The following is a 24,648-nucleotide window of genomic DNA, read 5'->3' on the forward strand; positions in this document are numbered from 1 at the left end:
AAACTTCACCGCACACCAGTGCTTGCCGCTTGTTTGCCTGTTTTTTCGGCAAAAATCACGCATGGCAAAAGCATATTTTTTGACGGGCTTTCACCGGGCGTTCACATTAAACGGATACACTAGCGTTCGATCCCGCCAGCAATTTAATTTCTCATGCACGCAAAAACTTCTGCAGACAAAAGCACTGAACTGCATGCGCATCGCCACGGCGACGCCAAGCACCAGCACTTCTTTGAACATCGCAGCCAGGCAGTGCTGGCCTGGGCGCTGGCGCTGACGCTGGGTTTTGCCGTTGTCGAAGTCGTTTTCGGCTTTCTGTCCAACTCGCTGGCGCTGATCTCAGACGCCGGCCACATGGTCACGGACGCTGCAGCGCTTGGCCTGGCGCTGCTGGCGCAAATGATCGCCAAGCGCCCACCCACCTCAAAGAACTCCTTTGGCTTTGGCCGTGCGGAAGCGCTGGCCGCCTTCGTCAATGGCCTGGCAATGCTGGTGGTTGTCGGATGGATTGCCTATGAAGCCCTGCAAAGGCTGTCCCAGCCGGAAACTGTGCAGGGCGGCTCCGTGATGCTGGTGGCCACCATCGGCCTGGTCATCAACATCATCGTTGCATGGGTGCTGTCGCATGACCAGGAAAGCGTCAATACGAAGGCGGCCCTGGTGCATGTAATGGGCGATCTGCTGGGCTCGGTCGCGGCCATTATTTCCGGCGCGGTGATCTACTTCAGCGGCTGGATGCAGATAGATCCGCTGCTCTCCATCTTCGTGTCGCTGCTGATTTTGAAATCGACCTTCGGCGTGCTGATGCAGTCTTATCACTTCCTGATGGAAGGCGTACCCGACAAGATCGACTATGTGCAGGTAGGCCAGGACCTGAAAGCCATAGACGGCGTGCTGTCCGTGCATGACCTGCATGTATGGGAAATGTCGCCGGGTTTTCCGGCACTGATAGGCCATCTGGAAATACGCAACCTGGATATGTGGCCGGAAATACTGGCCAATGTCAAAGCCATGCTGCTGGCCAGCCATGGCATAGACCACATTACCTTGCAGGCGGAGACGCCGCAAATGGCGGACGACCACGAAGAGTGGGTGCATTCGCTGGTGGAAAAGCAGTAGCACATTACTATCGCCAAAAAACCGCGGCATATAGCCCGGATGCAGCCTAGCGTAGTCTGAGGGGTCCACCGCCCTCTCAGTAAGCGCAGGCTGAATGCCCGCCTTGCGGGCCAACCCGGATTGCGCTGCGCTGCATCCAGGCTACTCTGGTGGACTCAGCCTATTGCCGGCGCACCTCTATCACCCCGCTGACCTCGCTGATCACTGTCAACGCCTTTTGCAGTTGCGACGTGCCGCCTATCTCGGCAGTGAACGACATGCGCGCCTGCGACTTGGCGCTCTGCGTATTGACGCCGATGACATTGATCTTTTCGCGAGAGAACACCTCGGAAATATCCCGCAGCAAACCCTGCCTGTCCTGCGCCAGCACGAAGATATCCACCGGATAAACGGTCTCCCGCGTATGGTCGCCCCACGTGGTCTGGATTACCCGTTCCGGCGCCTTGTTGCGCATCTCGGCGAAATTCTTGCAGCTCAGCCGATGGATGGAAACACCCTTGCCGCGCGTGACAAAGCCGACGATTTCGTCCGGCGGCGCCGGTTTGCAGCAGCGCGCCAGCTGCGTCATCAGGCCTTCGGTACCGACCACCAGCACGCCGGATTTGGCACCCTGCGTGACGCTGGAAGCGCGGCTCTTGTTGGTGATGCTGAGTTCGTCCGGCTCAGGTTCTGCGCCAGTATCACGTAGCAGGTTCTCTATCTGGCGCAGGCTGAATTCATCTTTGCCTACCGCCAGAAATAACTCATCCAACGCGCCGAAGCCCAGCCTTTGCGCCAGCTCTTCCAGGTTGATCGCTGTCTTGCCCTCGCGCTGCAAGGTTTTTTCCACCAGTGCACGGCCATTGGATAAGGTTTCCTGCTGGTCTATTGCGTTGAACCAGGCGCGGATTTTTGTGCGCGTACGGGTGCTGGCGGAATAATCGGCATTGAGCCAGTCGCGCGACGGGCCGGTCTGGCTGGAGCCGCTTTTGATCGTAATGATCTCCACAGTCTGGCCGTTTTGCAAAGGCGTATTCAGCGGCACCATCACATTATCGACACGCGCGCCGCGGCAGCGGTGGCCGACGTCGGTATGCAGATGGTAGGCAAAATCGACAGGCGTGGAACCGCAAGGCAGTTCTATGACCCTGGCCTGCGGCGTCAGCACATAGATGCGGTCGTCCAGCGTGGCCGACTTGAGCTTTTCCACCCATTCGCGCTGTAGCTGGTCCTGCCCCACAACACTGTCGGCCACTTCGGTTTTCCATGCCAGCAGTTGCCTCAGCCAGGCAATTTTTTCATCGTATTCCTGCGCCGAGAAATTGGAGCCGCCGCTTTCCTTGTAGCGCCAATGGGCGGCCACGCCGTATTCAGCAAATTGATGCATTTCACGCGTGCGTATCTGTACTTCCAGCGGCCTGCCGTCTTCCACGACGACAACCGTATGCAACGACTTGTAGCCATTCGGCTTCGGACGGGAAATATAATCGTCAAACTCTTTCGGCAAGGGCGTCCACGCATTGTGCACGATGCCCAGAACGGTGTAGCAATCCTTGATGTCGTCAACGATGACACGGAACGCGCGCACATCGTACAACTCGTCAAAATTGACATCCTTGCCCTTCATCTTCTTCCAGATGCTGTAGATGTGCTTGGGTCGGCCGCTGACTTCTGCCTTGATGCCGGCTATCTTCAGTTCCTTGTTCAGGCGCTCTATCGCAGAGACGACGAAGCTTTCGCGCTCCAGGCGCTTTTCTTCCAGCATCTTGGCGATGCGCTTGTACTGCTCCGGCTCCAGGAAGCGGAAGGAAAGATCCTCCAGCTCCCATTTCAGTTGCCAGACGCCGAGGCGGTTGGCCAACGGCGCATACAGATCCATGGTTTCGCTGGCATACTGCGCGGCGGCGCCGTCGGCGCGCTTGGTTTCGGCAAAGAAACGCAAGGTTGTCACGCGCGAAGCCAGGCGCACCAGCACCACGCGCATGTCGGTGGCCATTGCCAGGACCATCTTGCGCAGCGTTTCCATCTGCGTAGAGGCCTTTTCCGCCGCGTTTTTGCCGCGGCTGAATTCATGCTGCGTCAGCGCTGCTTCGCGCAAGCGCATCAGGCGGCGTATGCCGGATACCAGGTCGGCGATTTCGCGACCAAACTTGGCTTCTATCTGTTCCGCGGCAAGAGGTGCGAGCTCCGGCAGCTCAAACAGCAGACCGGCGATGCGGGTATCGACATCGGTGCGCAGCATCGCCAGCGTGGACACCACGCCTTCGACGAATTGCAAGGCATTTTGCTCCGTAACCACCTGCTTTGTCGCATATAAAGGGACGACAAACTGCAGCGCCTCGTGGACACGATCGCATTCCGCTTCCGACAAGCCTTCCAGAAGCTGCGACTGCGAGGCCATTGCCAATGTTGATACCATATATTTATTTCTGTGCCGCAGTAACGACGATTTCGATCAGCAGTTCAGGCCGCACCAGTTGCGCCTGCACCGTCGCGCGAGGCGGCGTATTACCTGCCGGCACCCAGGCATCCCATATTTCGTTCATGATCTTCATATTGGCCGTGTCGGTGATATAGATCTGGCACATCAATATCTGCGTTTTATCGCTGCCGGCTTCCGCCAGCAAGCGGTCGACGTGACCCAGCACTTCGCGGGTCTGGCCGGCAAAATCCTGGCCGGTGTCTTCGGCAATCTGTCCGGCCAGATAGACAGTCTTGTTAAAAATCGCCACTTCCGACAATCTCGGCCCTACATGTAAACGCTGTATGTTCATAGTTTCTTTATGTTCTCTTTATCTCTGTACTGTCTATCTTGCCTTCACGAACGCTGAGCACGGATCATGCCAATCCGCTGCCGCAGGCATCCGCCAACCCTTCAGGCCAGTAAAAAATCCCTGGCAATCTGTATCTGGTCCTGATGCAGAAAAGTGGGTGCGTGCCCTACTCCGGCAATTTCCACCAGCCGGGCTTTCGGCCCGCGCTGCGTCATTTGCTGCGCTACATCCGGACTCAGCAAATCCGATTCGCTACCGCGCACGAGCAGCGTCTCGCAGCGCACTGCGTCATAGGCAACCCACAAGGCAGCTTGCGCGGCAACCGCCATTTCCGGCGTGGTCGCCTTGATCGGCGCTGCCAGTCCCAGGTCGTAATGCCGCGTCCACTGGCCGTTGCTATCCTGCTTCAGTACGTCCGCAGCCAGCTTGTTCCACTCTGCATCGGTATGTGGGCCGAAGGACAGCGAAATTGCCCTGATGTAGGCGGCGCCTTCTTCAAAACTGGCGAAGCGCACGTCCTGCCCCAGGTACTCGCCGATACGCGCAATCGCAGCCGCATTGATGGTCGGCCCGACGTCGTTGAGCACCAGCTTGCGGATAGGCGTATCCGGCAAAGCCGCCAGGCCCATACCGATCAACCCACCCATCGAGGTGCCGAACCAGTCCACCGTTTCCGCATCTGCGCGCGCCAGCAGCGTCACCATGTCGCTGACATACTGCGGGATCTGGTAATGCTGCGCATTGCGCAGCCAGCCAGACTGGCCACGACCGACAACATCCGGGCAGATCACACGGTAGGAGTCGCTCAGCGATGCCGCCAGTGCATCAAAATCGTCCGCCACCCTGGTCAGTCCGTGCACGCACACCAGCACTTTGGCATTGCGCGGATCGCCCCATTCCTTATAAGAAAGCTTGTGCAATCCTGAAGGGGAAATACATTGGACCGATTTGCGCTGGACTTGCATGGAAAACCTTTCTGGATACTGCTGCACAATGGCCGGGAAGCTGTTGCAAACGAAACAGCTCAGGTGTAACGGCAACACCTTAGGATGATCATCCTGAAATCAGCGTGAATGCCAGGATACACGCCAGGATACTTTTAAAATGACGTCCAGCCAGTATTTCTACTAGCGTCCCCGTACCGCCATTTTACCGGTCGTTGCGCTTAAAATCATTGATGTCTTTCACATAAGCCGTTTTTTAACAAAATTATATCGTTCAGGAGATTTCATGGCAGGCAACACACTCAAGGGTAAAACAGCGTTGGTGACAGGATCAACCTCGGGCATAGGCCTGGGCATTGCCAGGTCGCTGGCAGCAGAAGGCGCCAACATCCTGTTTAACGGTTTCGGCGACAACAAGGAAATCGATACCCTGCAAGCCGCTACCGCCGCCGAGTTTGGCATACAAACCGCCTACCACAATGCGGACATGAGCAAACCTGCGGAAATCGAGGCACTGATGAAATTTGCCGACGAGAAATTCGGTGGCGTCGATGTGCTGGTCAATAACGCCGGGATACAGTACGTTGCCAACATCGAAGACTTTCCTGTCGACAAATGGGATGCGATCATCGCAATCAATCTGACATCCGCCTTCCATACCACGCGCCTGGCCTTGCCAGCCATGAAAGCCAGGAACTGGGGCCGCATCATCAACATCGCTTCTGCGCACGGCCTGGTGGCTTCGGCGCAAAAATCTGCGTATGTTGCAGCCAAGCATGGGCTGGTCGGTTTTACCAAGAGCACTGCACTGGAAACGGCGCAAACCGGCATTACGTGCAATGCAATCTGCCCTGGCTGGGTACTGACACCTCTCGTGCAAAAACAGGTGGATGACCGTGCCGCCCGGGAAAGCATCTCCAACGAGGCAGCGAAAAAAGCCTTGCTGGCCGAAAAGCAGCCGTCCGGCGAATTCGTGACGCCGGAACAGCTGGGCGGCCTGGCGGTGTTCTTTTGCAGCGAGGCAGCCAATCAGGTGCGTGGCGTGGCATGGAACATGGATGGCGGCTGGGTCGCGCAATAACTTCCGCGCAGGAAATGCCGGCATGGACCAGTATTCCTGTCCTCCATCCGATTAGGCAGTGAATGCAGAAAGCTGTATATTGACAAGCCTGAACAAGATTCCAGAATCAGGAGACAGGCATGAAACAAGCAAAAACCTTCCCTATTACTCAATTATCAATGCTGGCATTGCCCCTGCTGTGCGTGGCGGCATACAGCCACGCCGCAGGCACCATCAAGCCGGGCTTGTGGGAAATGCGGATGGAAATGGATCCTGCACAAGCACAGATGGCCGCCCAGATGGCCAAGCTGCCGCCCGAGCAGCTGGCGCAGATGAACAAGATGGGCATCAAGCTGCCGCAGATCCAGGGCAACACCGTGGTGCAGAAGGTGTGCCTGACCAAGGAAATGATAGAGAGCGAGCATCCGCCGGCCATGTCGAAGGAACAGTCGATGTGCCAGCCGCGCAATTTCGTTAAAAGCAGCGGCGGCTATTCCATGGACATTACCTGCGACAGCCCGGATTTTAAAGGCACCGGCAGCACACGCAGCACCTTTGTCTCGCCGGAAAGCATTACCTCCGTCTACGACTTTAAAGGCACCGCGCGCAACATGCCCATCAACCAGCACCATGAAAGCAAGGGTAAGTGGCTGGGCGCCAGTTGCGGCGACGTGCAACCGCTGACAGCGCCGCCGGCAGCAAAATAAGCTCCGCGGCAAAAACGCTGCGCATAAAAAAACGCCTGGACTCGCCAGGCGTTTCATTTGGTGTTGCCGCAACGCAGGCAACTGCCCTACATCATGCTACTGCACTCACGTCCAACGCAGCTTCGGTTTTCGCCACGATTTCTTCCTTGCTGACGCCGGATGCCAGTTCCACCAGCTTCAGGCCGGCAGGCGTTACGTCGATGACGCCGAGGTCCGTCACGATACGGTTCACGACGCCAACGCCAGTCAGCGGCAGGTCGCATTTTTTCAGTATCTTGTGCGCATCGCCTTTGGCAACGTGCTCCATCAGTACTACTACGCGGCCTACACCGGCTACCAGGTCCATCGCGCCGCCCATGCCTTTAACCATCTTGCCGGGGATCATCCAGTTGGCCAGATCGCCGGTTTCGCTGACCTGCATGGCGCCGAGAATAGCCAGGTTGATCTTCCCGCCGCGTATCATCGCAAACGAATCAGCCGAGCTGAAAATGGACGAGCCGGGCAAGGTGGTCACCGTCTGCTTGCCGGCATTAATCATATCTGCATCGACTTCGTCTTCGGTCGGAAACGGACCTATGCCGAGCAAGCCGTTTTCCGATTGCAGCCACACGTCCATGCCTTGCGGCACGTGGTTGGCCACCAGCGTGGGCAAGCCTATGCCCAGGTTGACGTAAAAGCCGTCTTCCAGTTCTTTTGCCGCGCGCGCGGCCATTTCATCACGATTCCATGCCATGTTGAGTCTCCTGCCTTCTTATTAGGATGGGCGCACAGTGCGCTGTTCTATGCGTTTTTCCGGATTCGCGTTGACGACAATGCGCTGCACGAAAATACCGGGCGTATGGATTTCATCCGGATCGAGTTCGCCGATTTCCACCAACACTTCGACTTCCGCTACGGTGATCTTGCCGGCCATGGCGACGTTAGGATTGAAGTTACGCGCAGTCTTACGATAGACCAGGTTGCCCGCCTTGTCGGCCTTATAGGCCTTGACCAGCGATACGTCGGATACCAGCGCGCGCTCCATCACATATTGATGGCCGTCGAATTCGCGGATTTCCTTGCCGTCGGCAACGATGGTGCCGACGCCGGTCTTGGTGAAAAATGCCGGGATGCCCGCGCCGCCTGCGCGCAGCTTTTCCGCCAGCGTGCCTTGCGGGGTGAACTCAAGTTCCAATTCGCCGGCCAGGTACTGGCGCTCGAACTCCTTGTTTTCGCCCACATAGGAAGAAATCATTTTCTTGATCTGGCGCGTTGTCAGCAATTGCCCCAGGCCAAAACCATCGACACCGGCATTATTGGAGATCGCCGTCAGGTTGCCGACACCGGAATCCCGCAGCGCGGCGATCAGCGCTTCCGGAATGCCACAGAGTCCAAATCCGCCAACCGCTATCGTCTGGCCGTCTTTGACTACGCCTGCCAGAGCTGCTTGAGCGTCAGGATATACTTTATTCATACCTGTCCCCTTTCATTATTGTTGAAATTCCTGGAGCTATCTGCCCCTGCCTCCCGTATCCGCGCAAGGCAGATGTGACAAGGCAATTTTATCTGTCGTACAGGATAAGATGCTACGCTATACTGCGCAATACCGTAAAACTACCTGAGATTTCTTCCACGAGTTTGCGGTAACTACGCCAACCACGCCGGAACAACGACGACATGAATGCACCGCAGGCTATTGATTTCGAATCCATATTCCAGTTTGCCCCCGTCGGCATGTGCGTCTCCCAGAACCGCATTATCAGGGCCTGCAATGAAGACCTTGCCAGGATGTTCGGCTACCGCAAGGAAGAGCTACTGGGCCAGTCCTTCCTGGTGCTGTACCCTACCCCGGATGAGTTTGAACGCACTGGCGCGCGCATCACGCCCATCATGAATGCCAAGGGCTATTATTCGGATGAGCGGATCATGAAGCGGGCCAACCAGGAACTGTTCTGGTGCCATGTTTCCGGCCGCGGCCTGCATAAGGAAGACGCGCATGCGGAAGGCATCTGGACGTTTGAAGACCTGAGTTCCAAAAGGCCGGTTACAGCGGAGCTGACGCCGCGCGAACGGGAGATCGCTGCGTTGCTGGTGGACGGCAAGACCAGCAAGCTGATCGCCCGCCAGATCGGGCTGAGCCCTCGCACCGTGGAGATGCACCGCGCCAAGCTGATGCGAAAATTCAGCGCAGCGACTTCCAGCGAACTGGTGCACAAACTGCTGGGAATAATCCGCTAGACCGCCTATCGGCGACCCGGCGGCTGCCCTGGCGTCGGGGCGGCACGCCTTACTTCTTTTTTTTGTTTTCCGCCTTTAGTTCCGTCAGTTTCTGGCGGATTTCATCCGGCAAGGGCGCGGATTTTTCCGTCTTGGCGTCCACCCACACCACCTTGGCGCCGCCTTCGGCATAGATGGCATAGTTATTATTGACGCTGCGCATTTCCTGTATCGTCTCGAAACTGCTGCGGCCCGCCGTGCCGATATAGGTGCAGACTTCCACCTGGTCCGGATACTTCAGCGGCTTCTTGAACGTGCAATGGGCATTGACGATGACGGGCCCGTTGCCGTTCTCGTCCGGCAGGCAGGCAAGCATGGACAGCCACTCTATGCGGGCCTGTTCCATGAAGCGAAAATAGACGGTATTGTTGACATGGCCCATCGCATCCATGTCGCCCCAGCGGATGGGGATGGTGACGGTGTACACCAGCTTTTTTTCCGTCACTTTGGTTTCGGTTGCCGGTGCCTGGGTCATTGCGCGCTCATGCCGTCGTCAGCAGTAACGATGGCGCCGTTCAGGAAGCGCGATTCTTCCGCCGCCAGCAGCAACAGCAGGCCATCCAGGTCTTCCGGGTTGCCGACGCGTTTGCGCGGCAGCATGTCGATCAGTTTCTGGCCCTGCTCGGTGGCGAAATGCTCGGCATTGATTTCCGTGGAGATATAGCCAGGGCAGATTGCATTGACGTTGATGCCGTATTTGCCCCATTCGACTGCCATCGATTTGGTCATGTGCACAACCGCGGCCTTGCTGACGCAATAGATGCCTATCTGGGGCAATACGCGCAAACCGGCAACCGAGGCAATGTTGATGATGCGGTGCTGCTTCTTGGGGTCGCCCTTGTAGCGCGCGATCATACGTTTTGCGGTTTCCTGCGCGACAAAAAAAGCGCCGCGCTGGTTGGTGTCCATCACATACGAATAATCTTCCGGTGTGACATCAATCAATCTCTGCGTCGTGGAGACGCCGGAATTATTGATCAGAATATCGATCGGGCCGGCTTCTGTCTCGGCATGCGCAATCGCAGATTTGATACTGGCATAGTCGGTGACGTCCAGCGTCACTACATGGGCGGCACCGCCTTCAGCTTCAATCTCGGCACGCAGCTCCTTCAGGCGGTCGATGCGGCGCGACGCCAGCACAACCTGTGCGCCGGCCTGTGCCAGCACCTTTGCAAAGCGCGCACCCAGGCCGCTGGATGCCCCCGTTACCAGTGCAATTTTTCCTTCAAAATTAACTTCAATACCCATCTGTTTCTCCGGCTTATTATTTGAATGATTCCACTACTCTAAAAACCTGCTGCGACCCGGTCGCGACCCGGTCATCTAAACGTGCCGCTATGATGACATACAGATCCTGACTATGTTTCACAAATTCGGGGGATTGGCCGTATTTTTTACGGTCGCGCAGGCGTATGCGGCATGAAATTGCTGCATGCCGGGCACCGCTCTGCGATAATCCTAAAAGTTTTTCCTGAGGGACGGAAGAGACAGCAGGCAGGCGCCCGCTTGCGAAATAAAGTCACAGCATATACCATGCTGACAGCAAATAAGCACGTTCGTTCGAAAATTATTAGAAAGCGACTATAGCCATGACACAAAGCCTCATAGAACAATACGGCCCGCGCGACGCAATGGAGTATGACGTCGTTATCGTTGGCGGCGGCCCTGCCGGTCTGTCCGCAGCGATCAAGCTGAAACAGCTGGCGGCCGAAAAAGGAAAAGAGGTTTCTGTCTGCGTCCTGGAAAAAGGCGGCGAAGTCGGCGCGCACATCCTGTCCGGAGCCGTCATGGACCCCAAGGCTTTGACAGAATTATTTCCCAACTGGAAAGAGCTGGGCGCTCCGCTGAATACCGAAGTCACGGAAGACCGCGTACTGGTGCTGACCGAAACCAAGGCGTATAAAACGCCGAACTGGATGCTGCCGGCCTGCTTTGAAAATCACGGCAACTATATCGTGTCGCTGGCCAACGTCACCCGCTGGCTGGGCCAGCAGGCTGAAGCGCTGGGCGTGGAAGTATTTCCCGGCTTCCCGGCGGCTGAAATCCTGTATAACGAAAACGGTTCGGTGCGCGGCGTTGCCACCGGCAATATGGGCGTGAACCGTCACGGCGAGCCGTCGGACGCCTTTCAACTCGGCATGGAACTGCATGCCAAGTACACGCTGTTCGCGGAAGGCTCGCGCGGCCACCTCGGCAAGCAGCTGATGGCAAAATACGACCTGAACAAGGGCAAGGACCCGCAATCCTACGGTATAGGCATCAAGGAACTGTGGGAGATCGATCCCAAGCAGCACAAGCCCGGCCTGGTGATCCACACGACAGGTTGGCCGCTGATGGACCAGTACAGCGGCTCCTTCCTGTACCATCTGGAGAACAACCAGGTGGCGGTCGGCTACGTGGTCGGCCTCGCGTATGAAAACCCTTATCTGTCTCCGTACGAAGAATTCCAGCGCTTCAAGACGCATCCTGAAATCCGTACTTTCTTTGAAGGCGGCAAACGCATTTCCTACGGTGCGCGCGCGATCACGGCCGGTGGCCTGCAATCGCTGCCCAAACTGACTTTCCCCGGCGGCGCGCTGATAGGCTGCGATGCAGGCTTCCTGAACATGAGCCGCATCAAGGGCAGCCATGCCGCGATCAAGACCGGCATGCAGGCTGCTGAAGCGGCGTTCGATGCATTGGGCGCCGACCGCCAGCACGACGAGCTGACTGCATACACGCAGGCTTTCGAACAGTCGTGGCTGCATGAAGAATTGCACATTGCGCGCAACGTCAAGCCACTGCTGAAAAAAGGTACCTACGGTTCGCCGCTGGTCTGGATGGACCAGGTGCTGTTGCGCGGCAAAGCGCCGTGGACGCTGCATCACAGCAAGGCCGACCACGAAGCACTGAAACCTGCATCGCAGTTCAAGCCTATTGTCTATCCGAAGCCAGACAATAAACTGACCTTCGACCGTCTGTCATCGGTATTCATCTCCAATACTAACCATGCGGAAGACCAGCCCATCCACCTGACGCTAAAAGACCCAAGCGTGCCGGTGGGTATCAACCTGGAACAGTATGCCGGCCCGGAATCACGCTACTGCCCCGCCGGTGTGTATGAATTTGTGAAAACGGATGCAGGCGCGGACCGCCTGCAGATCAATGCACAAAACTGCGTGCACTGCAAAACCTGCGACATCAAGGACCCTACGCAGAATATCGTGTGGGTAACGCCGGAAGGCGGCGGTGGGCCAAACTATCCGAATATGTAAGCGAATAGTCGTCTTCGCTTATCCTGCACTGCATGCAAAAAAGCCGCTTCATAGCGGCTTTTTTTCGTCTTGCCATTCTGCGTAGCAATGCTAGCGGACGGCTTCACGATCGAAATGCGGGTTTTCGATCAGCCCGAGCACGTTGCCAAACGGGTCTTTGAGTTCCGCCACGCGGATATCTTCGCCTACATCCTGAACAGCCTCATGTAGCGTTGCGCCCAGCCCGACGATCCGGCTTACCTCATCGTCCAGGCTTTCCACCCCCCAGTACGCGCTGCAGCCCTGCACACCGGGTTCGCCATCCGGCACCAGCCCCAGTTCAAAACCGCCAATTACAAAACCTACATAATATGGCGCATCAAAATAAGGGGTGCAGCCGAATACCTCGCTATACCAAGCCTTGGCCTGCGCCAGGTCGGCAACTGGATACTTCACTGTACGTAGTCCGAGTATCATGAATAATTCCTTTCAATGGAAGAGTCTGTGATATTGCCAGTGTCCGGCCGTGCTGTATTGTAAAAATGGAAGGCATCAGGTGCGATCAGGTGCGGATTGACAATTCCGCAGCAAAAGCATCGGGTGAACTGCCGGAAAATGCACGGAACTCATGGATCAAGTGAGGCTGGTCGAAATATCCACGATCCAGCGCCAGCTGTGCCCAGTCAATTTTCCGTGCCGGCGCATGAGTAGCACGGATATCTTCCATCGTGCGGCGGAAGCGGCAGATGCGGGCAAAGGTCTTGGCGGGAATACCGACGCGCGCACGGAACTGTGTTGCCAGATGCTGACGCGATACGCCGACGGCATCCGCCAGCGACTCTATCTTCAGCAAGCCGCCAGCGGATTCTATCTGCGCAACGGCATGCGCCACCAACCCGCGCGCTTGCGGTTTCCCCGATATGGCGAGGCGCTGTAATAAATGGTGCTCAATGACGTCCAGTTGTTCACGGATCGTGATGGGGCGAGCCCACAGCGCATCGGCTATCTGCCGATCCAGCCCCCGGTCCCAGAGGTTGCCTATATCGGCGCGTTCATCGGTCAGCTCGCTAAGCGGGGCAAGAAAGAAATACGCCGCGCATCCTGGCTTGAAGCGAACAGCTATCGTCCTGAGTGGTGATTCCATGGTAACCACGCTGGAAGACGTCATCATACCGACTGCAAAGCCGCCCGGATTGCAGTCCTGCCACAGGATATCAATGCCGTTATCGGGCAGCACCTTGTGTGAGCAGGCTGGCATGTCTTTGCCCACACTGCATGTCCACAGACACTCGACGAAGGCACTCAAGGCCGGCCGGGGAGAATATTCCTGATACAGAATCATGGCGATTTACAGTGAGGATGTGTTGCGATACAGAGATTTTACCGCAAGCCGCTCCATGAAAAAGCATGCTTCCGCAGCGGCCTGCGCGGCGGAAAGGAACGTGAATTTTCCGAAGGGTAGGACTCTGCAGATGAGGACAGGCGCTAACAGCCTGCTACCACTTGCCGTCCAGGATTTTTTCCAGCCAGAAGCTGCCGATAACGGTTTTTACGTCGGTGATCTTGCCGCTCTTTACCCATTCCAGCAAATCGGCTACGGGTGCTTTGAAGGTTTCCAGGAATTCACCGTCGTCCAGTTCAGCCTGCCCTGCCGTCAGGCCGCGCGCCAGGAAAATATCCAGGTGCTCATCCGAATAGGCAATCGCATTATGAATGGTGCATAGATAGCGCCAGTCGGTCGCCGTGTAGCCGGTCTCCTCCAGCAGTTCACGCTTGGCGGTAGCCAATGCTTCTTCGCCCTGATCAATTTTACCGGCCGGGAATTCGATGAATACCTGGTCCAGAGGATAACGGTACTGGCGCTCCATCAACACGGTGCCGTCGTCAAACACCGGCAGGATGACGACCGCTCCGGGGTGCTTGATATATTCCCGCAGCGTGGACTTGCCATCCGGCAGTAGCACGCTGTCCTGCTGCATTTTCAGGAACTTGCCGCTATACACCAGCTTGCCGTCCTGACGCATTTCCGCCAAATGAGGATTTGCAGAAGCACTCAGGTCCAGCTTATCCATGGTGTTTTTTCAGGTAGCGGACGACAAAACCGGGGAAGGACAGCACGATGAACAGGCAGCCGGTGATTGCATAGAATTCCCAGCCCTGTTCGAAACGGTTACCCGCGCTGGCTTCCAGTGCGAACGCTATGGCCCCGACGATGAAGTACAGCACGATCAGTTCAATCAGCCTCATCCACAGTGGCTTGTCCCCGGCAAACTTGCTGACCGGGGCTAGCGCGAACAGGCGTTCATTGAAGAAAGGAAGATTGGCGGCCAGCACCGCCAACAGTATGACCAGCCAGCTGGAAAGCGAGACATCCACAGAGAATCAGGACGCCAGGGTTTTGATGATGGCTTGCGAACAAGCGGCAATCAGCGAGCCTGGCATCAGGCCCAGCACCAGTACGGCGAGGCCATTGATGCTCAGCACCACGCGCATATCGCCGTGGGCGGTGATAGGCGAGGTATCCGTCGGCTCGTCGAAGTACATCATCTTGACGACACGGATGTAGTAGAACGCGCCGATCAGCGACAACAGCACGGCCACCACCGCCAGCCATACCTGGCCGGTTGCAACCACGGCCTGCAGCACAGCGAGCTTGGCCCAGAAACCGACGAATGGCGGAATACCTGCGAGCGAGAACATCATCAGCAGCATCAGGAACGCGAACCATGGACTGCGCTTGTTCAGGCCCTTCAGGTCTTCCAGGTTCTCGGCTTCAAAACCGGAGCGAGCCAGCAGCAGGATCATGCCGAAGGTACCTAGCGTCGTGGTGACATAGCTCACCGTGTAGAACATCGATGCGCCATACGCGGCCGCGGCATGGCTGGTATCGCCATTAAACACACCCGACAGTAAGCCCAGCAGCATGAAGCCCATCTGCGAAATCGTTGAATAGGCGAGCATGCGCTTCAGATTGGTTTGCGCGATCGCCGTGATATTGCCGATGGCAATCGACAGCACCGCCAAGACGGTGAGCATCTGCTGCCATTCGATGGCCAGCGAGAACAGGCCCTCCACCAGCAGCCTGAAAGTCATCGCGAACGCCGCCAGTTTCGGCGCGCCGCCTAGCAGCAGGGTTACGGAGGTTGGCGCGCCCTGATAGACGTCAGGCACCCACATGTGAAAAGGTACCGCGCCCAGTTTAAACGCCAGGCCAGCCACCAGGAATACGACACCGAACACCAGGATGGTTTTATTCACCGCCGGCGATGCAGCCGCCCTTGCCACTTCTGTCAGGTCCAGCGAGCCGGTAGCGCCGTACAGCATGGAAATACCATACAGCAGGAAACCTGAAGCCAGCGCGCCCAGCACGAAATACTTCATCGCCGCCTCGGTCGAAACAGTGTGGTCGCGGCGCAAGGCCACCAGTGCATACAGCGCCAGCGACATCAGTTCCAGGCCAAGGTAGATCACCAGGAAATTATTGCCCGAGATCATCACCATCTGGCCGAGCAACGTGAACAGCGCCAGCGAGTAGAATTCGCCACCCAAGTGGTTATTCGTCATTTCCCTGTCCGTCACATACTGGCGGGAATACACCAGCGTGACGCCGACTGCGATATACGAAAATATCTTCAGCAGGTCGGACATGGGGTCGGCAACAAACATGTTATTCGCCAGATACACCGAATGGCCGTCATTGAAATTGACCACGGTCAGTATGCCGCAGATCGCCAGCGCGCCCAGCGACATGACATAGGTAATGTGGCGCTTGCTGTCTGCCAGGAACATGTCGATCAGCAAGATCGCGCAAATGGCAAGCAACAAGAAAATCTCAGGATAGAGTGGTATCAGGTTCATATTATTCATTTGTACTACCGTTTATCTGCATCCACGCATTCAACCAAAATGCGGCAAGCTAAAATCTTCGTGCCCCGAAATCAGTATCGATTCAAGGTGCTATTTTGGAGACTGCTACGTGCTTCAACAAATCGCTGACTGTCACCTGCATGGCATCAGTGATTGGCGCTGGGTACAGACCCATTGCCAGCACGATGACAGCGAGCAGTCCCAGCATGAAAAATTCACGCTTGTTCAGGTCTTTCAGCTTGGCGACGTGGTCGTGCGTCATCGCACCGAAAATCACGCGCTTGGTCATCCACAGCGAATATGCCGCGCCGAGGATCAGCGCCGTTGCTGCCAGCATGCCTATCCAGAAATTGAACTTGACTGCACCCAGGATCACCATGAACTCGCCGACGAAGCCGGAAGTGGCAGGCAAGCCGCAGTTAGCCATCGAAAACAGCACGAACAGCGCCGCAAACTTCGGCATCGTGTTGACGACACCGCCGTAATCGACGATCTGGCGTGAGTGCACGCGGTCGTACAGTACGCCTATGCACAGGAACATCGCGCCGGAAATGAAACCGTGCGAAATCATCTGCACGATACCGCCCTGCATCGCCATGTCGTTAAACACGAAGAAACCCAGTGTCACGAAGCCCATGTGCGCAATCGAAGAATACGCAACCAGTTTTTTCATGTCGGCCTGCACCATCGCCACCAGGCCGATGTAGATCACCGCAATCAGCGACAGCGTGATCATGAAGCCGGACAGGTAGTGGCTGGCATCCGGAGCGATAGGCAGCGAGAAGCGCAGGAAACCATAAGCACCAAGCTTCAGCATGATGGCCGCCAGCACCACGGAACCGCCGGTAGGCGCTTCCACGTGGGCATCCGGCAGCCAGGTATGTACCGGCCACATCGGCACCTTGACGGCAAACGCCATCAGGAACGCCAGGAACAGCAGGATCTGCGCATGCATCGGCAACGCCAGGTGGTGCCATGTCAGGATGTCGAAAGAATTGCCGGACTTGAAGTACAGATAGATGATCGCAACCAGCGTCAGCAGCGAACCCATCAGCGTGTACAGGAAGAACTTGAACGCCGCATACACGCGGTTCGGGCCGCCCCAGACGCCGACGATGATGTACATCGGAATCAGCGTCGCTTCAAAGAACACATAGAACAGCAAGCCGTCCATTGCGCAGAACACGCCTATCATCAGGCCAGACAGAATCAGGAAAGCACCCATGTATTGCGCAACCTGCTTTTCGATCACTTCCCATGCAGCGATCACGACGATGACGGTGATAAACGCCGTCAGCAGGATGAGCCACAGCGAAATGCCGTCTATCCCCAGCGAATAAAAGATGTTGAAGCGCTCTATCCATGCGTTTTTTTCGACGAACTGCATGCCGTGCGCGGAATTATTGAAATCCCGCAGCAGCGGCAAAGTCACGATAAAGCTGATCAGGGAACCGATCAGGGATGTCCAGCGCACCAGGCCCGGGTTGTCGTCGCGACCGAAGACCAGCACGAGAACGCCGAACGCAATAGGGCACCAGATTGCGAGGCTTAACAGGATAGAAGTTGACTGCATCATGATTACTTTTTTATGAATTGCTTATTTGGCTAAAGGGAACATGAAAGGAAACATGATATAGGCAAGGAAGCCCATTACCCCAAGAATCATTACAAACGCATAGTGATACAGATAACCGGTCTGGAACAGGCGGGTCAGGCGCGAGAACCAGCCCACTACCTTGGCGCTGCCATTGACGACCAAGCCGTCGATCAGCCCCTTGTCGCCGATATTCCACAAGCCGCCGCCCAGCAGGCGGGCACCGCCGGCGAACACGACCTCGTTGAATTTATCCATGTAATATTTATTGTCCAGCAGCGTGTAGATCGCATGCGCATGCTTCTTGATCGCGGTCGGAATAGACGGCTTGATCATGTAGAAGTAGTAAGACAGTGCCACGCCTGCAATCGCCAGCCACAATGGCGCAGTCTTCAGCGCATGGATAGACATTGCGACCGGACCTTGGAATTCATGGGTCAGTTCTTCCATCGCATGATGCGCCTCATCGACAAAAATCACGCCTTTGAAGAAATTGCCGAACAGCATAGGCTCTATCGCAAAGAAACCGATGATCACCGAGGGGATCGCCAGCAGCACCAGCGGCAGCCAGACTACCATAGGGGATTCATGCGGCTTCTGGCCAGGCGCCAGGCCGTGGTGATGCGCATCATGGTCATCACCCTCTTCTTCAGCAAGATGGTCATCATGCGCATGATCGTCATGGTGATGTGCATGGCCGAAATTCTCCTTGCCGTGGAACACCAGGAAATACATGCGGAACGAATAGAAAGCCGTAACGAACACGCCTGCCAGTACCGCAAACTGCGCAAAACCGGAACCGGGAAGATGCGATGCCTGCACTGCCTCAATAATGCTGTCCTTCGAATAAAAACCGGAGAAGAACGGCGTGCCTATCAGCGCCAGCGAACCCAGCAAGGATGTGATCCAGGTAATCGGCATGTATTTGCGCAGGCCGCCCATGTTGCGGATGTCCTGATCATGGTGCATGCCGATGATGACGGAACCGGCGCCGAGGAACAGCAGCGCTTTAAAGAATGCGTGGGTCATCAGATGGAATACTGCGACCGAGTAGGCCGAAGCACCCAGTGCGACCGTCATGTAGCCCAATTGCGACAGCGTGGAGTAAGCAACCACGCGCTTGATATCGTTCTGAATAATGCCCAGGAAACCCATGAACAGCGCAGTAATGGAACCGATGACCAGGATGAAGGACAGGGCCGTGTCGGACAGTTCAAACAGCGGCGACATGCGTGTCACCATGAAGATGCCGGCAGTCACCATCGTCGCGGCATGGATCAGCGCGGAAATAGGCGTAGGGCCTTCCATCGAATCCGGCAACCACACGTGCAGCGGGAATTGCGCCGACTTACCCATCGCGCCGATGAACAGGCAGATACAGGCCACGGTGATCAGCATCCAGTCGGTCCCCGGCAGCATCAGGTGAGCCAACTCTTCCTTCTTGGCGAATACTTCGGAATAGTTCATTGTGCCGGTGTAGGCCAGCAACAGGCCGATGCCGAGGATGAAGCCGAAGTCGCCGACGCGGTTGACCAGGAAGGCTTTCATGTTGGCGTAGATGGCAGTCGGACGTGTGTACCAGAAACCGATCAGCAGGTAAGACACCAGGCCCACGGCTTCCCAGCCGAAAAACAGCTGCAGGAAATTGTTGCTCATGACGAGCATCAGCATCGAGAAAGTAAACAGCGAGATGTAAGAGAAGAAGCGGTTATAGCCTTCGTCATCTTTCATATAGCCTATCGTGTAGATATGCACCATCAGCGACACAAAGGTCACGACGCACATCATCATCGCCGTCAGGCTGTCGATCAGGAAGCCGACTTCCAGCTTCAGGCCGCCGACATTCATCCACTGGTACAGAGTACCGTTGTAGGTCGCCCCGTCCACTACTGCCGACAGCGTCATGCAGGAGATGATGAAGGCGATCAGCACACCGCCGATGGTGACCGTATGCGATGTGGCGCGACCGACCTTGTTACCAAAAAATTTGGTTCCCAGCAAGCCCGCAATTGCGGAGCCGGCCAGTGGTGCAAGTGGTACAGCCAGTAATAGAAGTGGGTTAAGTTGCCCCGCCATGATGACCCTTGTTGTTATCTCGTTACTCTTGAGCTTGCCGTCTGCACGCAGGCGGCAAGTATCTCTTTATTCAATTTCTTGGTGCTGCCGGACTGCCAGCCTTAGCCTTTCAGCGCATCCAGGTCTTCCACATTGATCGTGTCCAGGTTACGGAACAGCACGACCAGGATAGCCAGGCCGATCGCCGATTCTGCGGCGGCTACGGTCAGGATGAAGAAGACAAAAATCTGCCCGGCGGCGTCGCCGAGATAATGCGAGAAAGCGATAAAGTTGATATTCACCGCCAGCAGCATCAATTCGATTGCCATCAGCAACAGGATGATGTTTTTGCGGTTCAGGAAAATGCCGACGATGGAAATCGCAAACAGGATTGCGCCCAGGATCAGGTAATGTGTCAGGGTCAGAATCATTTAGGCTCCCTTCTTTTCTTCTTTGCCTTCGGTAGCAGGCGTAGCTGCTGCCGACGGGTTGGCGCGCTCGGATTCCGCTTTCATGCTGACAATGCGGATACGGTCGGAGGCCTTGATCTTGACAGCTTTCGCAGGATCGAAATATTTGGTGTCCTTGCGGCGGCGCAGTGTCAATGCCACGGCAGCGACAATTGCCAGCAGCAGGATGGCGGCGGCAATCTCAAACGGGAAAGAATAATGCGTATAGATTGCCATACCCAGCGATTTGGTATTGCCGATGGTGTCGGCTGCCGCAGGCACCTTGTTGTCCGGACGCAGGAAACCGCGCCACAGCACTGCAGACATTTCCAGCACGATCACTACACCTACGGTTGCCGCCAGTGGAAAATGGTTCCAGAAACCTTCGCGCAGCTTCTCGATATCGATATCCAGCATCATCACGACAAACAGGAACAGCACCATCACCGCACCAACGTAGACCAGCACCAGCACGATAGCCAGGAATTCCGCCTTCAGCAGCAGCCAGATGCCGGCGGCAGTGAAAAAGGACAGGACCAGGAACAAGGCGGCATGCACCGGATTGCGCGCAGTAATGACCTGGGTCGCGGCGAAAATCAGGATCGCCGAGAATACATAAAATATTACTGTTATAAATTCCATATCAAGCCAAAATCCGGTTAATTAGATCAGTCATTGCAGCTTGCATTAACGATATGCAGCATCGGTTGCACGGGCTGCTGCAATTTCCGTTTCATACCGATCGCCTACTGCCAGCAACATCTCTTTGGTGAAGTACAGATCACCGCGTTTTTCGCCATGGTATTCAAGCACATGAGTCTCAACGATGGAATCGACCGGGCAGGATTCTTCGCAGAAACCGCAGAAAATGCACTTGGTCAGATCGATATCGTAGCGTGTCGTACGGCGGGTGCCATCAGCGCGCTGGTCGGACTCAATCGTAATTGCCATTGCCGGACATACTGCCTCGCACAGTTTGCAGGCGATGCAGCGCTCTTCCCCGTTGGGGTAGCGACGCAATGCATGCAGGCCGCGAAAACGCGGCGATTGCGGCGTTTTTTCTTCCGGGAACTGCACCGTAATCTTTCGGGCAAACATATAGCGACCTGTCAGGGCCAGGCCCTTGATCAGTTCGCGCAGCATCAGGCTGCTAAAGAAATCTCGTATGGCTTCCATTTTTTCAGCCTCTTACTTCCAAATATTCCACGGCGTTTGTATCCACGCAGCGACAATTACCAAATACCCCAAAGTCAGCGGGATAAACACTTTCCAGCCCAGACGCATGATCTGGTCATAGCGGTAGCGCGGGAAAGAAGCGCGGGCCCAGATAAACATCGACACTACAACAAAGGTCTTCATGCCCAGCCAGATCCAGCCCGGGATGAAATCCAGGAAACTGAAAGGTGCGAGCCAGCCGCCCAGGAACATCAGCGATGCCATGGCGGAGATAAAGATCATGTTGGCGTATTCCGCCAGGAAGAACATCGCGAACGACATGCCGGAGTATTCCACCATGTGGCCGGCAACGATCTCGGATTCGCCTTCGACCACGTCAAACGGGTGACGGTTGGTTTCGGCAATGCCGGAAATCACATACACGACGAATACGGGCAACAGCGGCAGCCAGTTCCAGGACAGGATGTTCACGCCAACGCCTGCAGCCATGCCCTTGGCCTGTCCATTGACGATTTCAGTCAGGTTCAGGCTGCCGGAAACCATCAGTACGATGACCAGCACGAAACCCATTGCGATTTCGTAAGAGATCATTTGCGCGGAAGCACGCATGGCGCCGAGGAACGCATACTTGGAATTGGACGCCCAGCCGGCGATGATGACGCCATACACTCCCATCGACGTGATTGCCATGACCAGCAGCAAGCCTGCATTCACATCGGCCAGCACGATCTCAGGACCGAACGGAAACACCGACCATGCGGCCAGCGCAGGCATGATGGTCATCACGGGAGCCAGCACAAACAAGACCTTGCTGGCCTTGGTCGGGACAACGATTTCTTTCAGCAGCAGCTTCAAGGCATCGGCGATAGGTTGCAGCAAACCTGCAGGGCCTACGCGGTTAGGTCCAAGACGGATATGCATCCAGCCTATCATCTTGCGTTCCCACAAGGTCAGATAAGCGACCAGGCCCATGACCGGCAATACGATGCAGACGATCTTGATCACGGTCCACACCAGCGGCCACACCGGCCCCAGAATACTCAGGCCGAAGTTTTCTATAGTCATCAGCACACTCATTATGCACGCTCCACTGTGACGGAACCGAACATCGCGCCCAGGGCCTTGGTTGCAGCATGGCCTGCGGCAACGCGCACAACATTGTCAGGCAGCGACTTGTCCAGTGCAGCCGGCAGCGCTACCGCGCCATTGCTTTGCACCAGCTTGACCTGATCGCCGTCGTTGATGCCGAGCCTGGCAAACTGCGCTGTGCTCAGCCATGCTTTCGGCGCTTTGGCGTCCGCTGTTTTTTGCAGCGATTCCGCCCTGCGCACGATAGCATCGGTGCTGTAGATAGGCACGTCGGACACACGTTCCAGACCGTTCGCTACGTCTGCTGCCACGGCGGCAGGCGCCGCAGGAACAGCGTCGGCGATATTGTTCAAGCTTGCAGCTAGACCGGACTTATCCAGGCCCAGCACTTCGTCGCGCACGGCTTCCGCTGTGTCGAATTCAAAATTGGACAGGCCCAGCAGGTTACCCAATACGCGCAACACCTTCCATGCCGGACGCGTATCGCCTAAAGGCTTGACTACGCCGTGGAAACTTTGCGCGCGGCCTTCGCAATTGACGAAGGTGCCGGAAGTTTCGGTAAATGGCGATACCGGCAGCAGCACGTCGGCGTAATCCGCGCCATGCTTGAATGCCGACATGACGACTACCATCTCAGCCTGTTCCAGCGCTGCTTTTGCCTGTTGCGGATTGGCGTAATCGAGCTCCGGTTCTGCATGCAGCAGTACATAGGCTTTTTTAGGCTGAGCAAACAATTGCGCAGCCGTCTCGGCGGACGCCGGCAATGCGTTTGCCAGGTAACCGCCTACAGTATTGGCCGCTTCCGTCAGGTAACCGAAACCGGCGCCTGCGTTTTGTGCAATCCATTGTGCCAGTGCGTGGATTTTGGCCGCATCCGGATGCTGGGCAGCGGTGTTGCCGATGAAGACGCCACTATTGCCGGCCAGCAGGCTGGCGGCGATTGCTTCCGCCGAAGCGGAGGCTTGTACCGCGTCAAAGCCGGCAGGCTTGGCGATTTCTTTTTTGGCGGCGACTGCGACAGCCACTTCCGCCAGGAAGCCCAGCCACGCCGATGGTGCCAGCACGGCTTTATTGGCCAGTTTGATCAGCAGTTCATCATCGGTTGCATGAAGACTGCTCAGCTTGGCACCCATTTTGACAGACTGGCGCAGGCGCGCCGCCAGCAAAGGATGGTCCTTGCGCAGGAAAGAGCCGATCACAAAAACATTTTTCAATTGGCTGAAGTCCACGATGGACATGCCCAGCCATGGCCTGACTTTGCCGCCCAGAGAAAAGTCGGACTGGCGCAGGCGGAAATCGACACTATCGGAACCGAGGCCGCGCACTACGCGCTGCAGCAATGTCAACTCTTCCAGCGTGGAGCTTGGTGTTGCCACTCCAGCGATGGATGCAGCGCCATGTTCATGCTTGATGTTTTTCAGGCCGTGCGCGATATATTCCAGCGCAGTCTGCCAGTCGGCTTCCTGCCACTGGCCGCCCTGCTTGATCATCGGCTTGGTCAGACGCTCTTCGCTGTTCACGCCTTCATAGGCGAAACGGTCCTTGTCGGAAATCCAGCATTCGTTGACTGCTTCGTTTTCCAGCGGAACAACGCGCATGACCTTGTTGTTCTTGACCTGCACGATCAGGTTGGCGCCGAGGCCGTCGTGCGCGCTGACGGATTTGCGGCGTGACAATTCCCAGGTACGGGCGGAATAGCGGAAAGGCTTGGACGTCAGGGCGCCGACCGGGCAGATATCGATCATGTTGCCGGACAGCTCGGAATCCACTGTCTTGCCGACAAAAGAAGTGATCTCGGAATGCTCGCCGCGGCCCAGCATGCCCAGCTCCATCACGCCGGCCACTTCCTGGCCGAAGCGGACGCAACGCGTGCAGTGGATGCAGCGGCTCATCTCTTCCATCGACACCAGCGGACCTACGTCCTTATGGAAGACGACGCGCTTTTCTTCTTCGTAGCGGGAACTGCCGGCACCATAGCCTACTGCCAGATCCTGCAATTGGCATTCGCCGCCCTGGTCGCAGATAGGACAATCCAGCGGATGGTTAATCAGCAGGAACTCCATCACGCCTTTTTGGGCTTTCACGGCCTTGTCGCTATTGGACCTGACTATCATGCCGGCTGTCACTGGCGTGGCGCAAGCGGGCAAAGGCTTGGGAGCCTTTTCCACTTCCACCAGACACATGCGGCAGTTTGCCGCGATGGACAATTTCTTGTGATAGCAAAAATGCGGTATGTAAGTGCCAAGCTTGTTGGCAGCATCCATTACCATACTGCCTTCTTGCACTTCGACTTTTTTGCCGTCTATTTCTATTTCAACCATGGTCTACTCTAACTGTGCGCTAACC

At 56.3% G+C, this 24,648-nt stretch carries 24 protein-coding genes; 5 read left to right on the forward strand and 19 right to left on the reverse strand.

The window, feature by feature from the left end:
• Nucleotides 1–153 precede the first annotated feature (153 nt).
• Nucleotides 154–1,119 (forward strand): cation diffusion facilitator family transporter, encoded by a 966-nt coding sequence (locus ACO0LO_RS21185; protein WP_422967121.1) that lies wholly within the window; start codon nucleotides 154–156, stop codon nucleotides 1,117–1,119.
• 160 nt (nucleotides 1,120–1,279) lie between these two features.
• On the opposite strand, the gene ACO0LO_RS21190 is transcribed toward ACO0LO_RS21185, so the two are convergent.
• From ACO0LO_RS21190 to ACO0LO_RS21200, 3 genes are all read right to left on the reverse strand, one after another.
• Nucleotides 1,280–3,517, reverse strand: coding sequence for a RelA/SpoT family protein (locus ACO0LO_RS21190; RefSeq protein WP_422967123.1), 2,238 nt, complete (start codon nucleotides 3,515–3,517; stop codon nucleotides 1,280–1,282).
• 4 nt (nucleotides 3,518–3,521) lie between these two features.
• Nucleotides 3,522–3,872, reverse strand: coding sequence for a RidA family protein (locus ACO0LO_RS21195; RefSeq protein ID WP_422967125.1), 351 nt, complete (start codon nucleotides 3,870–3,872; stop codon nucleotides 3,522–3,524).
• Between the two features lie 101 nt (nucleotides 3,873–3,973).
• The gene (locus tag ACO0LO_RS21200) at nucleotides 3,974–4,837 is read right to left on the reverse strand and encodes an alpha/beta fold hydrolase (RefSeq protein ID WP_422967127.1); all 864 of its coding nucleotides are present in this window, start codon (nucleotides 4,835–4,837) and stop codon (nucleotides 3,974–3,976) included.
• Between the two features lie 265 nt (nucleotides 4,838–5,102).
• On the opposite strand from ACO0LO_RS21200, the gene ACO0LO_RS21205 reads away from it, so the two are divergent.
• Nucleotides 5,103–5,897, forward strand: a complete 795-nt coding sequence (locus ACO0LO_RS21205; RefSeq protein WP_422967128.1) for a 3-hydroxybutyrate dehydrogenase — start codon at nucleotides 5,103–5,105, stop codon at nucleotides 5,895–5,897.
• Nucleotides 5,898–6,016: 119 nt separating this feature from the next.
• Entirely contained in the window at nucleotides 6,017–6,583 is a 567-nt protein-coding gene (locus ACO0LO_RS21210; protein ID WP_422967130.1) for a DUF3617 domain-containing protein, read from the forward strand.
• A 91-nt stretch (nucleotides 6,584–6,674) separates the two neighbouring features.
• On the opposite strand, the gene ACO0LO_RS21215 is transcribed toward ACO0LO_RS21210, so the two are convergent.
• Together ACO0LO_RS21215 and ACO0LO_RS21220 are read right to left on the reverse strand one after the other, a co-directional pair.
• Nucleotides 6,675–7,316 (reverse strand): CoA transferase subunit B, encoded by a 642-nt coding sequence (locus ACO0LO_RS21215; protein WP_422967132.1) that lies wholly within the window; start codon nucleotides 7,314–7,316, stop codon nucleotides 6,675–6,677.
• A gap of 21 nt (nucleotides 7,317–7,337) precedes the next feature.
• Nucleotides 7,338–8,036 (reverse strand): CoA transferase subunit A, encoded by a 699-nt coding sequence (locus tag ACO0LO_RS21220; protein ID WP_422967133.1) that lies wholly within the window; start codon nucleotides 8,034–8,036, stop codon nucleotides 7,338–7,340.
• A 203-nt stretch (nucleotides 8,037–8,239) separates the two neighbouring features.
• On the opposite strand from ACO0LO_RS21220, the gene ACO0LO_RS21225 reads away from it, so the two are divergent.
• A complete protein-coding gene (locus ACO0LO_RS21225; protein WP_394780694.1) occupies nucleotides 8,240–8,800 on the forward strand; it encodes a LuxR C-terminal-related transcriptional regulator in 561 nt (186 codons plus the stop codon).
• A 49-nt stretch (nucleotides 8,801–8,849) separates the two neighbouring features.
• On the opposite strand, the gene ACO0LO_RS21230 is transcribed toward ACO0LO_RS21225, so the two are convergent.
• Together ACO0LO_RS21230 and ACO0LO_RS21235 are read right to left on the reverse strand one after the other, a co-directional pair.
• Entirely contained in the window at nucleotides 8,850–9,314 is a 465-nt protein-coding gene (locus ACO0LO_RS21230; protein WP_422967136.1) for an acyl-CoA thioesterase, read from the reverse strand.
• Nucleotides 9,311–10,087, reverse strand: coding sequence for an SDR family oxidoreductase (locus tag ACO0LO_RS21235; protein WP_188565817.1), 777 nt, complete (start codon nucleotides 10,085–10,087; stop codon nucleotides 9,311–9,313). The genes ACO0LO_RS21230 and ACO0LO_RS21235 overlap by 4 nt, the downstream gene beginning before the upstream one ends.
• Nucleotides 10,088–10,470: 383 nt before the next feature.
• On the opposite strand from ACO0LO_RS21235, the gene ACO0LO_RS21240 reads away from it, so the two are divergent.
• Nucleotides 10,471–12,093, forward strand: coding sequence for an electron transfer flavoprotein-ubiquinone oxidoreductase (locus ACO0LO_RS21240; RefSeq protein ID WP_422967482.1), 1,623 nt, complete (start codon nucleotides 10,471–10,473; stop codon nucleotides 12,091–12,093).
• A gap of 90 nt (nucleotides 12,094–12,183) precedes the next feature.
• Here the strand turns inward: ACO0LO_RS21240 and ACO0LO_RS21245 are convergent, their stop codons facing one another.
• The 12 genes from ACO0LO_RS21245 to nuoG all read right to left on the reverse strand — a co-directional run bounded on the left by ACO0LO_RS21245 (nucleotide 12,184) and on the right by nuoG (nucleotide 24,623).
• Nucleotides 12,184–12,549, reverse strand: coding sequence for a VOC family protein (locus ACO0LO_RS21245; protein ID WP_422967138.1), 366 nt, complete (start codon nucleotides 12,547–12,549; stop codon nucleotides 12,184–12,186).
• A gap of 85 nt (nucleotides 12,550–12,634) precedes the next feature.
• Nucleotides 12,635–13,414 carry a DUF6597 domain-containing transcriptional factor gene (locus ACO0LO_RS21250; RefSeq protein ID WP_422967140.1) on the reverse strand — a complete coding sequence of 260 codons (780 nt, stop codon included), beginning with the start codon at nucleotides 13,412–13,414 and terminating at the stop codon, nucleotides 12,635–12,637.
• Between the two features lie 154 nt (nucleotides 13,415–13,568).
• Entirely contained in the window at nucleotides 13,569–14,144 is a 576-nt protein-coding gene (locus ACO0LO_RS21255) for an NUDIX domain-containing protein (protein WP_422967142.1), read from the reverse strand.
• Nucleotides 14,137–14,448, reverse strand: a complete 312-nt coding sequence (locus ACO0LO_RS21260) for a DUF2818 family protein (protein ID WP_422967144.1) — start codon at nucleotides 14,446–14,448, stop codon at nucleotides 14,137–14,139. Before ACO0LO_RS21260 ends, ACO0LO_RS21255 begins: the two co-directional genes overlap by 8 nt.
• Nucleotides 14,449–14,454: 6 nt before the next feature.
• The gene (gene nuoN / locus ACO0LO_RS21265; RefSeq protein WP_422967146.1) at nucleotides 14,455–15,939 is read right to left on the reverse strand and encodes an NADH-quinone oxidoreductase subunit NuoN; all 1,485 of its coding nucleotides are present in this window, start codon (nucleotides 15,937–15,939) and stop codon (nucleotides 14,455–14,457) included.
• A gap of 82 nt (nucleotides 15,940–16,021) precedes the next feature.
• Entirely contained in the window at nucleotides 16,022–17,515 is a 1,494-nt protein-coding gene (locus ACO0LO_RS21270; protein WP_422967148.1) for an NADH-quinone oxidoreductase subunit M, read from the reverse strand.
• Nucleotides 17,516–17,536: 21 nt separating this feature from the next.
• Nucleotides 17,537–19,609 (reverse strand): NADH-quinone oxidoreductase subunit L, encoded by a 2,073-nt coding sequence (gene nuoL, locus ACO0LO_RS21275; RefSeq protein ID WP_422967150.1) that lies wholly within the window; start codon nucleotides 19,607–19,609, stop codon nucleotides 17,537–17,539.
• Nucleotides 19,610–19,710: 101 nt separating this feature from the next.
• A complete protein-coding gene (gene nuoK / locus ACO0LO_RS21280; RefSeq protein WP_394778195.1) occupies nucleotides 19,711–20,016 on the reverse strand; it encodes an NADH-quinone oxidoreductase subunit NuoK in 306 nt (101 codons plus the stop codon).
• 3 nt (nucleotides 20,017–20,019) lie between these two features.
• Nucleotides 20,020–20,679, reverse strand: coding sequence for an NADH-quinone oxidoreductase subunit J (locus tag ACO0LO_RS21285; RefSeq protein ID WP_422967152.1), 660 nt, complete (start codon nucleotides 20,677–20,679; stop codon nucleotides 20,020–20,022).
• A 45-nt stretch (nucleotides 20,680–20,724) separates the two neighbouring features.
• Nucleotides 20,725–21,213, reverse strand: coding sequence for an NADH-quinone oxidoreductase subunit NuoI (gene nuoI / locus ACO0LO_RS21290; protein WP_422967154.1), 489 nt, complete (start codon nucleotides 21,211–21,213; stop codon nucleotides 20,725–20,727).
• Nucleotides 21,214–21,225: 12 nt separating this feature from the next.
• Complete coding sequence (gene nuoH, locus ACO0LO_RS21295) at nucleotides 21,226–22,278, reverse strand: NADH-quinone oxidoreductase subunit NuoH (protein WP_422967156.1); 1,053 nt, start codon at nucleotides 22,276–22,278, stop codon at nucleotides 21,226–21,228.
• Between the two features lie 11 nt (nucleotides 22,279–22,289).
• Nucleotides 22,290–24,623: an NADH-quinone oxidoreductase subunit NuoG gene (gene nuoG / locus ACO0LO_RS21300; protein WP_422967158.1), complete on the reverse strand. Its 2,334-nt coding sequence runs from the start codon at nucleotides 24,621–24,623 to the stop codon at nucleotides 22,290–22,292.
• Nucleotides 24,624–24,648: the final 25 nt, after the last annotated feature.

Origin of the sequence: Undibacterium sp. TJN25 (genome assembly GCF_049339885.1) — a bacterium.
Lineage (GTDB): Bacteria > Pseudomonadota > Gammaproteobacteria > Burkholderiales > Burkholderiaceae_D > Undibacterium.

Excerpts from the sequence above, each read along its gene's own strand:
- ACO0LO_RS21235 (WP_188565817.1), bottom strand. The coding sequence starts at position 10,087 with ATGGGTATTGAAGTTAATTTTGAAGGAAAAATTGCACTGGTAACGGGG.
- nuoI (WP_422967154.1), bottom strand. The coding sequence starts at position 21,213 with ATGGAAGCCATACGAGATTTCTTTAGCAGCCTGATGCTGCGCGAACTG.
- nuoL (WP_422967150.1), bottom strand. The coding sequence starts at position 19,609 with ATGGCGGGGCAACTTAACCCACTTCTATTACTGGCTGTACCACTTGCA.
- ACO0LO_RS21255 (WP_422967142.1), bottom strand. The coding sequence starts at position 14,144 with ATGGATAAGCTGGACCTGAGTGCTTCTGCAAATCCTCATTTGGCGGAA.
- nuoH (WP_422967156.1), bottom strand. The coding sequence starts at position 22,278 with ATGACTATAGAAAACTTCGGCCTGAGTATTCTGGGGCCGGTGTGGCCG.
- ACO0LO_RS21210 (WP_422967130.1), top strand. The coding sequence starts at position 6,017 with ATGAAACAAGCAAAAACCTTCCCTATTACTCAATTATCAATGCTGGCA.
- ACO0LO_RS21245 (WP_422967138.1), bottom strand. The coding sequence starts at position 12,549 with ATGATACTCGGACTACGTACAGTGAAGTATCCAGTTGCCGACCTGGCG.
- ACO0LO_RS21190 (WP_422967123.1), bottom strand. The coding sequence starts at position 3,517 with ATGGTATCAACATTGGCAATGGCCTCGCAGTCGCAGCTTCTGGAAGGC.
- ACO0LO_RS21250 (WP_422967140.1), bottom strand. The coding sequence starts at position 13,414 with ATGATTCTGTATCAGGAATATTCTCCCCGGCCGGCCTTGAGTGCCTTC.
- ACO0LO_RS21285 (WP_422967152.1), bottom strand. The coding sequence starts at position 20,679 with ATGGAATTTATAACAGTAATATTTTATGTATTCTCGGCGATCCTGATT.
- ACO0LO_RS21225 (WP_394780694.1), top strand. The coding sequence starts at position 8,240 with ATGAATGCACCGCAGGCTATTGATTTCGAATCCATATTCCAGTTTGCC.
- nuoG (WP_422967158.1), bottom strand. The coding sequence starts at position 24,623 with ATGGTTGAAATAGAAATAGACGGCAAAAAAGTCGAAGTGCAAGAAGGC.
- ACO0LO_RS21200 (WP_422967127.1), bottom strand. The coding sequence starts at position 4,837 with ATGCAAGTCCAGCGCAAATCGGTCCAATGTATTTCCCCTTCAGGATTG.
- nuoN (WP_422967146.1), bottom strand. The coding sequence starts at position 15,939 with ATGAATAATATGAACCTGATACCACTCTATCCTGAGATTTTCTTGTTG.
- ACO0LO_RS21205 (WP_422967128.1), top strand. The coding sequence starts at position 5,103 with ATGGCAGGCAACACACTCAAGGGTAAAACAGCGTTGGTGACAGGATCA.
- ACO0LO_RS21270 (WP_422967148.1), bottom strand. The coding sequence starts at position 17,515 with ATGATGCAGTCAACTTCTATCCTGTTAAGCCTCGCAATCTGGTGCCCT.
- ACO0LO_RS21185 (WP_422967121.1), top strand. The coding sequence starts at position 154 with ATGCACGCAAAAACTTCTGCAGACAAAAGCACTGAACTGCATGCGCAT.
- ACO0LO_RS21230 (WP_422967136.1), bottom strand. The coding sequence starts at position 9,314 with ATGACCCAGGCACCGGCAACCGAAACCAAAGTGACGGAAAAAAAGCTG.
- ACO0LO_RS21215 (WP_422967132.1), bottom strand. The coding sequence starts at position 7,316 with ATGGCATGGAATCGTGATGAAATGGCCGCGCGCGCGGCAAAAGAACTG.
- ACO0LO_RS21240 (WP_422967482.1), top strand. The coding sequence starts at position 10,471 with ATGGAGTATGACGTCGTTATCGTTGGCGGCGGCCCTGCCGGTCTGTCC.
- ACO0LO_RS21220 (WP_422967133.1), bottom strand. The coding sequence starts at position 8,036 with ATGAATAAAGTATATCCTGACGCTCAAGCAGCTCTGGCAGGCGTAGTC.
- ACO0LO_RS21195 (WP_422967125.1), bottom strand. The coding sequence starts at position 3,872 with ATGAACATACAGCGTTTACATGTAGGGCCGAGATTGTCGGAAGTGGCG.